This window comes from Cronobacter condimenti 1330 (assembly GCF_001277255.1).
In the GTDB taxonomy this organism is placed as follows: Bacteria; Pseudomonadota; Gammaproteobacteria; order Enterobacterales; family Enterobacteriaceae; genus Cronobacter; species Cronobacter condimenti.
Window position 1 is genome coordinate 2,619,123 of sequence record NZ_CP012264.1, and the last position, 10,247, is coordinate 2,629,369.

The 10,247-nt window shown below is 53.3% G+C and carries 11 protein-coding genes and 3 tRNA genes; 1 reads left to right on the forward strand and 13 read right to left on the reverse strand.

Annotated elements, in window-relative coordinates; genetic code table 11:
• Positions 1-163: 163 nt before the first annotated feature.
• The 6 genes from AFK62_RS11925 to uvrY form a co-directional block, all read right to left on the reverse strand.
• A tRNA-Leu gene (locus AFK62_RS11925) sits at positions 164-250 on the reverse strand.
• 12 nt (positions 251-262) lie between these two features.
• Positions 263-336 (reverse strand) — tRNA-Cys (locus AFK62_RS11930).
• 55 nt (positions 337-391) lie between these two features.
• Positions 392-467 (reverse strand) — tRNA-Gly (locus AFK62_RS11935).
• A 166-nt stretch (positions 468-633) separates the two neighbouring features.
• Positions 634-1,182, reverse strand: a complete 549-nt coding sequence (gene pgsA, locus AFK62_RS11940) for a CDP-diacylglycerol--glycerol-3-phosphate 3-phosphatidyltransferase (protein ID WP_032984157.1) — start codon at positions 1,180-1,182, stop codon at positions 634-636.
• Positions 1,183-1,238: 56 nt separating this feature from the next.
• Positions 1,239-3,071: an excinuclease ABC subunit UvrC gene (gene uvrC / locus AFK62_RS11945; RefSeq protein WP_007668343.1), complete on the reverse strand. Its 1,833-nt coding sequence runs from the start codon at positions 3,069-3,071 to the stop codon at positions 1,239-1,241.
• Positions 3,068-3,724: a UvrY/SirA/GacA family response regulator transcription factor gene (gene uvrY / locus AFK62_RS11950; RefSeq protein ID WP_007668344.1), complete on the reverse strand. Its 657-nt coding sequence runs from the start codon at positions 3,722-3,724 to the stop codon at positions 3,068-3,070. The genes uvrC and uvrY overlap by 4 nt, the downstream gene beginning before the upstream one ends.
• Positions 3,725-4,206: 482 nt before the next feature.
• Here uvrY and AFK62_RS11955 point away from each other — a divergent pair, with 482 nt between their 5' ends.
• Positions 4,207-4,431: a DUF2594 family protein gene (locus tag AFK62_RS11955; protein WP_007668345.1), complete on the forward strand. Its 225-nt coding sequence runs from the start codon at positions 4,207-4,209 to the stop codon at positions 4,429-4,431.
• Positions 4,432-4,503: 72 nt separating this feature from the next.
• Here the strand turns inward: AFK62_RS11955 and sdiA are convergent, their stop codons facing one another.
• The 7 genes from sdiA to AFK62_RS11990 form a co-directional block, all read right to left on the reverse strand.
• Complete coding sequence (gene sdiA, locus AFK62_RS11960; protein ID WP_007668346.1) at positions 4,504-5,229, reverse strand: transcriptional regulator SdiA; 726 nt, start codon at positions 5,227-5,229, stop codon at positions 4,504-4,506.
• A gap of 251 nt (positions 5,230-5,480) precedes the next feature.
• Entirely contained in the window at positions 5,481-6,233 is a 753-nt protein-coding gene (tcyN, locus tag AFK62_RS11965) for an L-cystine ABC transporter ATP-binding protein TcyN (protein ID WP_007668348.1), read from the reverse strand.
• Positions 6,230-6,898 carry a cystine ABC transporter permease gene (gene tcyL, locus AFK62_RS11970; RefSeq protein WP_007668350.1) on the reverse strand — a complete coding sequence of 223 codons (669 nt, stop codon included), beginning with the start codon at positions 6,896-6,898 and terminating at the stop codon, positions 6,230-6,232. Before tcyL ends, tcyN begins: the two co-directional genes overlap by 4 nt.
• A gap of 23 nt (positions 6,899-6,921) precedes the next feature.
• Positions 6,922-7,902: a D-cysteine desulfhydrase gene (gene dcyD / locus AFK62_RS11975; protein WP_007668351.1), complete on the reverse strand. Its 981-nt coding sequence runs from the start codon at positions 7,900-7,902 to the stop codon at positions 6,922-6,924.
• A gap of 108 nt (positions 7,903-8,010) precedes the next feature.
• A complete protein-coding gene (gene tcyJ / locus AFK62_RS11980; RefSeq protein WP_007668353.1) occupies positions 8,011-8,811 on the reverse strand; it encodes a cystine ABC transporter substrate-binding protein in 801 nt (266 codons plus the stop codon).
• Between the two features lie 85 nt (positions 8,812-8,896).
• Positions 8,897-9,445: a flagella biosynthesis regulatory protein FliZ gene (gene fliZ, locus AFK62_RS11985; protein ID WP_007668354.1), complete on the reverse strand. Its 549-nt coding sequence runs from the start codon at positions 9,443-9,445 to the stop codon at positions 8,897-8,899.
• A 60-nt stretch (positions 9,446-9,505) separates the two neighbouring features.
• The gene (locus AFK62_RS11990) at positions 9,506-10,225 is read right to left on the reverse strand and encodes an RNA polymerase sigma factor FliA (RefSeq protein ID WP_032984158.1); all 720 of its coding nucleotides are present in this window, start codon (positions 10,223-10,225) and stop codon (positions 9,506-9,508) included.
• Positions 10,226-10,247 lie beyond the last annotated feature (22 nt).

Genomic DNA, 10,247 nt, shown 5'->3' on the forward strand with positions numbered 1-10,247 from the left:
GCAAGAGAAGCGTGAACACATATAGCGCGTTATTTTAGATTGCGCTGGTGCCGTTAGCCGGTGAGCAGTAAAAGCAGTTTGAGAGACCATTAGAAAATAAAAAACCACCCGAAGGTGGTTTGCACGACACTGCTTATTGCTTTGATTATTCTTGTGTTTCCCATGGTGCCCGGGGCGGGACTTGAACCCGCACAGCGCGAACGCCGAGGGATTTTAAATCCCTTGTGTCTACCGATTTCACCACCCGGGCTCGGGAAGAAAGTGGAGGCGCGTTCCGGAGTCGAACCGGACTAGGCGGATTTGCAATCCGCTACATAACCGCTTTGTTAACGCGCCAGAATTGCGTTGCCTTTTCAGGCAGGTATCAGACAGTGAATCTAATACCAAAATTTGGAGCGGGAAACGAGACTCGAACTCGCGACCCCGACCTTGGCAAGGTCGTGCTCTACCAACTGAGCTATTCCCGCTTATCGAAGTAATTTAAGCTAACCGCTCGAATCTAATTACTTGATTTATTTACCGTCCGGCGAATCGTGCCGCCGTTCGATGCGTTGCATTCTACTTACCTGACGCAATGAGTCAACGAAATTTTCAGGCAACATGATTCGTTTGCTGAATTTTGCGCCGGATAGATCAACGTTCGAGCAAATCCCCACGGGCAGCGTTCAAATACTGGAACATCGACCAGAACGTCAACACGGCGGCGACGAAAAAGAGCGCAATGCCTGCGTACTCGATCCACATGTTCGGACGCCACAGTAAACCAATGAGTGCCAGCATTTGCGCCGTCGTCTTCACTTTACCAATCCAGGAAACCGCCACGCTGCTGCGCTTACCAAGCTCAGCCATCCACTCACGCAACGCGGAGATGATAATTTCGCGCGCAATCATAGTGGCCGCGGGCAGCGTAATCCACCAACTGTGGTAGTGTTCTGCCACCAGTACCATGGCAATACCTACCATCACTTTATCTGCCACCGGGTCGAGAAACGCACCGAAGCGGGTACTTTGATTCCAGCGACGCGCAAGAAAACCGTCAAACCAGTCGGTGATCGCCGCGAGGCAGAAAATGAGAGCGCACAGGAAAGGAGCCCAGTGAAAAGGCAGATAGAACGCCAGCACGAAAAACGGGATCAGAATGACACGAAACAGCGTCAGCAATGTAGGGATATTAAATCGCATAGTGCAGGTAACTATCTGTCATAATTTGAGATTACCGCTATGTTGCTACATAGCCCTTAATGTTTCAACGAGTAGTAGATCTTTTCTGCCAGCGCTTGCGAGATACCCGGCACTTTTGCAATTTCTTCAACCGATGCGTTCAGCAACGGCTGCAATCCACCCATATATTTAAGCAGCATCTGACGACGTTTCGGCCCGATGCCTTCAATCGTTTCGAGTGTGCTCGTATTCTTCACTTTGGCGCGTTTTTTCCGATGACCGGTTATCGCATGGTTGTGCGATTCATCCCGAATATGCTGAATCACATGCAACGCCGGAGAATCAGGTGGCAGTGCAAACCCCTCTCCTTCTGGCTCAAGGAACAAGGTTTCGAGCCCTGCTTTACGGTCACTGCCTTTCGCCACGCCAAGCAACAGCGGATGATGTTTATCCCAGGAAACGTCCAGCTCGGCAAAAACGGACTTCGCCTGACTTAACTGCCCTTTACCGCCATCGATGAGAATAAGATCAGGCACTTTACTCTCCTCAATTGCCTTGCCATAACGACGGCGCAACACCTGGTTCATCGCCGCGTAATCATCGCCCGGCGTGATGTCGGTAATATTATAGCGACGATATTCAGCACGCAGCGGTCCGTTAGCATCAAACACTACGCAGGAGGCGACTGTCTGCTCGCCCATGGTATGGCTGATGTCAAAGCACTCCATGCGCTTCACTTCCGGCAGATGTAACGCCTGCGCAAGCGCCGTGAGACGCTGGCTTATCGTGGATTGCTGCGACAGACGCGTGGTTAACGCCGTCGCGGCATTAGTGCGTGCGAGCTTCAGATAACGTGCACGGTCACCACGCGGGCGTGTCTGGACATTCACACGGCGACCAGCGATATCCGTCAGCGTTTCCGCCAGCAGTTCAGGCGTAGTCAACGGGAAATCGAGCAGAATCTCGCCCGGTAACGTGCGCATCTGACTGCCCTGCAGATAGAACTGCCCGACAAACGTTTCCACCACTTCGGCAAGATCCGTCCCGCTCGGCACTTTCGGGTAGTAGCTACGGCTGCCCAGCACTTTCCCCTGCCGGATGAACAGAACATGCAGGCATGCCATGCCAGCCTCAAATGCCACACCGATAACGTCCAGATCGTCACCGTTATTAGAGACAAACTGTTTTTCCGTAACACGGCGTACGGCCTGGATTTGATCTCGCAGCCGCGCGGCCTCTTCAAACGCCAGATTCTGGCTCGCCTGTTCCATACGCGCGACGAGCTGGTTTATCACCTGATCGTCTTTCCCGGCAAGGAACAGCCGCACATACTCGACTTGCTGCGCGTAGTCTTCTTCGCTAACCAACCCTTCGACACAGGGGCCCAGACAACGGCCAATCTGATATTGCAGGCAGGGGCGTGAACGGTTGCGGTAGACACTGTTCTCGCACTGGCGAATCGGGAAAATCTTTTGCAGCAGCGCCAGCGTTTCCCGCACCGCGTAGCCGTTCGGGAACGGGCCGAAATATTCGCCTTTGGCATGCTTGGCGCCGCGATGCATAGCCAGCCGCGGGTGCGTATCACCGCTCAGGAAAATATACGGGTAGGATTTATCATCGCGCAGCAATACGTTATAGCGCGGCTGATACAGCTTGATGTAGTTGTGCTCCAGCAACAGCGCTTCGGTTTCGGTGTGGGTCACCGTAACGTCGATAGTCTGGATCTGCGCCACCAGCGCTTCGGTTTTACGGCTGGCGAGGTTGCTGCGGAAATAGCTGGAAAGGCGTTTTTTGAGATCTTTGGCCTTGCCGACGTAGATAACCGTCCCGCTGGCGTCATACATACGGTAGACGCCAGGCTGGCTGGTGACGGTTTTCAGAAACGATTTTGAATCAAAAACTTCAGTCACTGACTTGATAAGGTCTCCGCGTTACACAGGCCATGGCGAATGGCCAGATGCGTCAACTCGACGTCGCCATGGATGTTTAGCTTACTAAACATACGATAGCGATAGCTGTTAACGGTTTTCGGGCTGAGATTAAGCTGCTCAGAGATTTCATTGACCTTCTGGCCTTTGGTAATCATGAGCATAATCTGCAATTCCCTTTCCGACAAACTCGCGAAAGGCGATTCGCAACGGTCGGGCTCTATTTGACTGAGCGCCATTTGCTGTGCGATGTCGGAAGCGATATAGCGTCGTCCGGCGTGAACGGACCGGATGGCGCTCACCACTTCAGCGGGAGCCGCACCTTTACTCAGATACCCCGCAGCCCCGGCTTGCATCACTTTCGCCGGAAGCGGATTCTCCGTATGAACGGTAAGCATGATCACTTTAATGTCTGAAGAATAACGAGCAATTTTGCGAGTCGCCTCCAGGCCGCCTATGCCCGGCATATTCATATCCATCAGCACCACATCCACAGGGTGGATGCGACACCATTTGATGGCGTCCTCGCCGCAGCAGGCTTCACCTGCCACTTTAATGCCCTTCATATCTTCAAGTATGCGTCGTATCCCTGCGCGCACCAGTTCGTGGTCATCAACAAGAAGAACGTTGATCAAAGGAAAACACTCCTCAAAAAGGGATAACGCTGCTGGTAACTTATTCGCCCCATATTAACGTTTTTTAACGCAACTTTGAAACGCAAAAAATGCACTTGTACGTACTCTGTGGGGGTATAACAGAATTAAAACGCTTTTTTAAAACAAGGAAATGCGAGGTACCTCTTAAAAAAAGCTGGCAAATCAACAGACAGCATTTTTTGGTATAACTTATTACTAACTGTGAATTTAAAAGCGATTATAAACAACTTTTAAATTTACACCGAAGAAACTTATTAGAAACATATATTTCTGCCGCTGCGCCTTTGAAAGCCGGGAAATCATCTCTATCAGCAAAGCCTTATTATAATAAGCCAGACGCCTTGTGAAACGCTCAAAATTTCGTCGCTAATTACTTTTTTGGACCTTGTGGTATACTCCGCCGCCTTAAAACATCAACAGGCGTGCCAGGCGCACGCCGTTACACTGACAGAGGATAAAACATGAGCGCTCCCGATATTTCCACCGCAGAGAACATTCAGGAACTGGCTGTTGAAGTATCCTGCCTGAAATCCCTGCTGACGCTGATGCTGCAGGCGATGGGCCAGGCAGACGCAGGCCGGGTAATCCTTAAAATGGAAAAACAGATCGCTGCAATGGAAGACGACGCGCAGGCGGCCGTTTATACCAATACCGTTAAGCAGATTAAACAGGCTTACCGTCAGTAATTAAAAAACCGGCTGGAAGCGGTTATTCTTCCAGCCGGTCTGAGTGTCTGACACGCAGAACGAATTACACGCTCAAATCAGGCCAATCGCAGCAGCATAACAGGCAATTTGCGTTTTGTTTGGAGCATTAAACTTCTTCTGCATATTTTTTTGGTGGAAATTAACTGTATTTTCCGAAATAGATAATATTATCGCGATTTCCGCCGACGTTTTACCTTCCGCCGTCCACTGCAATATCTCTTTTTCGCGTTTACTCAGTTTCATTTCCAGCACGGTCGCCGCCGGATCTTCCAGCCGCCCCATAGTCACCAGACTTTGTTCCACTAAATGCTGAAGTCGCAACGCCAGTTCGTCATCCGCCATGGAGTGTCCACGCGAGCTGGTTCCAGAGACGGATAAAAATCCCTGGGCGCGGTTAGGCGCAATGACGCACTGCGTTACGCCCTTGACCAGACCGTGGTCGCGTGCGGCATTCCAGAGCTCTTCTGCCGCGCCAGTAAACAGCGCATCGCTCCAGGGGAGATACCCCATTTGATAATTCTGTGGCTTCAGCACCGGGTCTATCACGTAGTAGTTTTCCGCCTGATAATGCTCAAGCCAGGCTTCGGGATAGGTTGTGTGGAGCGTTAGTTTTGGGCGAGTGAAAGGCACAGGGTGGCGAACGCAAAGCGCGAAATAATCATATTCGAGGTTCTGCGTTTCGGTTTTCAGGAGCGAATAAATGTCGCTCGAATCCTGAATTTCCTGAAAGCGGGTCGTCATTTCCCGACGCCAGTTAAAAAAGTCACTTTCCTTCATGCTGTGGGGCGGAACTCCTGTCGTGCTGTAAGCATTATTTTTTGTGATATGACAAAGTAACACATTCTACATAATTATTAATATCAATAATCGGCATTCTGCACGGGACATTGAGCCAGACTCAGGCTTTAAGGCAAATTAAATCGCTAAGGCGCTGTTGGTGCTGATTAATTCGTCAGAAGATTTTTAAGGCTTATTTTTCCCAGGGTTTCAGGCGGGAGCCCGGCGCGGAAAACACGCCGGGCACAGGGTCAGGTATTAAGAAATTTATCTAAAAACTGGCGCGTGCGCGGCTGCGTCGGGTTGGCAAATAGCGCTTTCGCCTCACCCTGTTCGACAATTTTTCCCTGGTCCATAAAGATGGCGCGGTCGGCCACATCGCGAGCAAAACTCATCTCATGCGTCACGATAACCATGGTGCGTTTCTCCTGTGCGAGCTGGCGGATGGCGCTCAACACCTCGCCGACCAGTTCAGGATCGAGCGCTGACGTCGGCTCGTCAAAGAGAATAACCTCCGGGCGCATCGCCAGCGCGCGGGCGATCGCCACACGCTGCTGCTGTCCGCCGGAAAGCCGCTTCGGGTAACTGTTCTCTTTACCCGTCAGCCCCACTTTCGCCAGCAGTTCGCGCGCACGCGCCGTGGCGTCGGCTTTCGGCTCGCCCTTCACAATGACCGGCCCTTCAATAATGTTTTCCAGCACCGTACGATGCGGGAACAGATTAAAGCTCTGAAACACAAAGCCCACCTGCTGGCGTAACTGACGTACCAGGCCGCGCTGTTCACGGGCAGATTTTGCGGTATCAATAGTAATGTCGCCTACGCGCACGGTGCCGCTCTCCGGCTGTTCCAGCAGGTTAATGCTGCGCAGTAGCGTCGTTTTACCGGAACCGCTCGGGCCGATAATGGCTACCACCTCCCCGGTTTGCACTTCCAGATCGATACCGTGCAGCACGGTCTGCCCGTGGAATTTCTTGACCAGGTTTTTGACCTCAATAGCACTCATTTCGGATCGCGCTCCTGTCGGTTTAACTGGTTTTCAAAATGGTTTTGCAGGGCGGACAGCACCGTCGCCATCACCCAGTAAATCAGCGACGCGGCCAGATACATGGTGAACACCTCCAGCGTACGCGAGGTAATCAGCTGCGCCTGGCGGAATAACTCTGGCACCTGAATGGTGGCGGCGAGCGACGTATCCTTCACGAGGCTAATAAAGCTGTTCCCGAGCGGCGGCAGCGCCACGCGCGCAGCCTGGGGAAGAATAGCGCGGCGCAGCGTCTGCCAGGGCGTCATGCCGATGCTCGCCGCGGCTTCCCACTGCCCTTTATCGATAGAGGAAATCGCCGCGCGCAGCGTTTCAGAGGTGTACGCCGCAGTGTTCAGCGACAGTCCTATCATCGCCGCCGGAATGGGATCCAGCTCGATACCAAATTGCGGCAGGCCGTAATAAATCATAAAGAGCTGTGCGATGAGCGGCGTGCCGCGAAAAACCGAAATATAAAACCGCGCGAGCCATGACACCGGCCAGAAGGCCGACAGCCGCATCATTGCCAGCACAAAGCCTAACACCAGGCCGAAAAACATGCCGCCGATGCTCAGCTCAAGCGTAAAAATGGCCCCTTTCAGAAGAAACGGCGCCGAATCGATAACCAGTTGGATACTTTCCTGCATTATGTTGGTTTCACCCTGCGTTTTCAGACTTGCGGATGGTACGCGAACAGCGCCGGTGCGCCGCCGGTATGAATAAAGAGAATCGGGCCGTTATCCTTAAAGCGATGCTGAGCGATGCCGTCAATCAGTCCGGCCATGGCTTTGCCGGTATAGACGGGATCCAGCAGAATGCCTTCAAGGCGCGCCAGCAGCTTAACCGCCTCCATGCCTTCATCATTGGGCTTCCCGTAGCCCGGCGCGAAATAGTCATCCCACAGTACGATGTCTGCCTTCGCTTCAAGCTCCAGCGCCTCGGCCACCCCCTGCTGCAATGCAACGACTTTCGGCTTTTGCTCCGCGACCGTTCGGGAAACCGTCACGCCGATAAGCTCAGCCTCTGGCATCCCCTGCTCCAGCCCGACTGCAAGCCCGGCGTGCGTACCTGCGCTGCCGGAGGCCACCACCACCGACGACGGGCGGATAATGCCTTCGCACTGCTGCACAATTTCAAGCGTACTTTCAACATACCCAAGCGCGCCCAGCACGTTCGAACCGCCAACCGGAATCACGTACGGGCGAAACCCCTGCGCTTCGAGGCGCACCGCCAGGTCGTCGAGCTGACGGTCTGGCGCGTCCAGCGCCTCACACATCTCTACCTGAACATTAAAGAGATCCAGCAGTAGCCGGTTGCCGTTGGTGAGATAGTTTTCTTCGCGGGTGCCGATGGGGTTTTCCAGCAGCGCCACACAATGTAGCCCAAGCCGCGCGGCTACCGCCGCCGTCTGGCGCACGTGGTTAGACTGGATAGCGCCCGCTGTGACCAGCGTGTCAGCGCCTTCGCGCAGCGCCTGGGCTGCGAGAAACTCAAGTTTGCGCAGCTTATTGCCGCCCATCGCCACCGGCATGGCGTCGTCGCGTTTAATGAAAATTTCCCGACCCAGATAGTCGGACAGGCGCGGCAGGAACTCGAGTGGCGTCGGCGCGCCAATAAGTTCCAGACGCGCAAAACGGGTGAGATTATGCATCAGAAGACCTCATGCCAGAGTCAGCGGTTAAACCGTCATTATGCAGCAATTTTCCGGCGGCATAAAAAAAGGCGCTGATATCAGCACCTTTTTTCAGCGACGAACCGGTTATTTGGTCACGTCCGCACCAAACCATTTCTCTGAAATTTTCTTCAGCGAGCCATCCTGTTGCATATCCGCGATCGCTTTATCGATAGCCTGCACCAGATCCTCATTGCCTTTACGTACGGCAACGCCAGCTTCCTGACGGGAGAACGGCTCACCGGCCGCGGCCAGCGTATTGTTGGTTTTCTTCACCAGATCCAGCGCCGCCAGGCGGTCCACCAGAATAGCGTCGATACGGCCTACGCGCAGATCCTGATATTTTGTCGGATCGTCATCATAGGTGCGAATATCAACGCCCTGCACGTTCTGGCGCAGCCACTCTTCGTAGTTGGTGCCAAGACCGACACCGACTTTTTTGCCCTTCAGATCGGCGGCGGTTTTAATGCTGTTGGCGTTCTCTTTTTTCACCAGCGCCTGGATACCGGAAACGGTATACGGCGTTGAGAAATCATATTTTTTCTTACGCTCATCGGAGATAGTGACCTGATTAATCACCACGTCGATACGCTTAGAATCCAGCGAAGCCAACATCCCATCCCATTTGGTCGGCTTAAGGGAAGCTTTCACGCCCAGATGCTTTGCGAGCTCCTCGGCGAACTCCACTTCAAAGCCCGTCAGTTTGCCGTCATCACCCTGGAAGCTGAACGGCGGATATGTGCCTTCAAGCCCCACCAGCAGCGTGCCGCGCTCTTTCACTTTATTTAGCAAGTTTTCCGCGGCATAGGTTTTGACGCTCATGCCTGCGACCAGCGCGACAGCCATGACGCCCATCAGCGCCTGACGACCTAAAAGTGCAAGTTTCATAAGTACCCCGAATTAACGAAATTGAGCTGTAGTGTAAGTAGTTACGCAAAGAAATCAAAACCACTGTGCTACAACTTATACCTTTTTAATATATATCAGAAGTGGTCGCTGACGCGGTTTTCTCCATGGGGGCCAGGGAGAGCTGCTGATACTGGGCATACTTGCGAAGCGCAATACGGTAATTATTTGTGCTGGTCAGCGGGAGATACGCCTCCAGGTGCTCATCGAGGTTGTCCTCATGGGCAAGGGAAAGCGGCACCTGACGCTGGGTAAGATGCGCGCCGAGACGGCGCAGGCGCACCACGTATTCGCGGATCGTGCCATGGCTCATATCGGTCTGCTCGAAGAGATATTGCTTAAAGCCGATGATGTCGAAATAGTTGCTCTGCTCTTTGCAGTGCAGATCGCCGCAAAAGCGACAGAGTGCCACCCAGTCCTGTTTTTCCAGCTCCCAGGTGGCCTCGTCAAGCAGCGTGTCGAGCGCAGCGATTGCTATTTTGTTCACAATTTCGCCACGGTGGACCAGCGTAATGCGATCCAGCAGCTTGTGACAATGCGCACAATGCGTCTGTGAGTGCTTAAAGTCTTTAAGGTAGCGGCTCAGGGGCCGCCTTTTAGGTTGCTGCGCCGTCATGATAACTCCTGGTTGTCGTTCCTAAGTGCGGCATTACCAGGATGATGACGAATCAACAACCTATAGCTTACCCAGCTTGGTTCGCAGACGTTTGATGGCCTGGCTATGCAACTGGCTTACCCTTGATTCGCCCACTTCCAGTACGGCGCCAATCTCTTTGAGATTGAGCTCTTCCTGGTAGTACAGCGTCAGCACCATCTGCTCACGTTCCGGCAGCGATTCAATCGCGTCCATGACACGCTCGCGCAAATTGCTTTCCAGCAGTTGATGCAGCGGGTTTTCGTTCTGGTTATCTTCCGTCACCAGTTCGATACTATCGCCATGCTCTTCACGCCATTCGTCATAAGAGAACAGTTGACTATTGTTCGTGTCGAGCAACATCTGACGATATTCTTCAAGCGGGATACTCAGTCGCTCTGCGACCTCCAGTTCAGTCGCGTTACGCCCCAGTTCCTGCTCCAGTTGGCCTATTGCCTGCGCCACCTCGCGCGCGTTGCGGCGGACACTGCGCGGCACCCAGTCACGGCTGCGTAGCTCGTCCAGCATCGCGCCACGTATACGCTGCACTGCGTAAGTGGTAAATGCCGTTCCTTGCAGGGCGTCGTAGCGTTCTACAGCATTCAGCAAGCCGATGCCGCCCGCCTGTAACAAATCGTCCAGTTCAACGCTCGCCGGCAAACGCACCTGCAGGCGCAACGCTTCGTGACGCACCAGAGGGACATAACGCTGCCAGAGCGAGTGTTTATCCATTACACCATCAGCGGTATAGAGAGAATTCACGATAAACGGCCCTGCGTTAGTT

Coding starts and splice junctions, on each gene's coding strand:
- pgsA (WP_032984157.1), bottom strand. CDS start 1,182: ATGCGATTTAATATCCCTACATTGCTGACGCTGTTTCGTGTCATTCTG.
- AFK62_RS11955 (WP_007668345.1), top strand. CDS start 4,207: ATGAGCGCTCCCGATATTTCCACCGCAGAGAACATTCAGGAACTGGCT.
- sdiA (WP_007668346.1), bottom strand. CDS start 5,229: ATGAAGGAAAGTGACTTTTTTAACTGGCGTCGGGAAATGACGACCCGC.
- tcyN (WP_007668348.1), bottom strand. CDS start 6,233: ATGAGTGCTATTGAGGTCAAAAACCTGGTCAAGAAATTCCACGGGCAG.
- tcyL (WP_007668350.1), bottom strand. CDS start 6,898: ATGCAGGAAAGTATCCAACTGGTTATCGATTCGGCGCCGTTTCTTCTG.
- dcyD (WP_007668351.1), bottom strand. CDS start 7,902: ATGCATAATCTCACCCGTTTTGCGCGTCTGGAACTTATTGGCGCGCCG.
- tcyJ (WP_007668353.1), bottom strand. CDS start 8,811: ATGAAACTTGCACTTTTAGGTCGTCAGGCGCTGATGGGCGTCATGGCT.
- fliZ (WP_007668354.1), bottom strand. CDS start 9,445: ATGACGGCGCAGCAACCTAAAAGGCGGCCCCTGAGCCGCTACCTTAAA.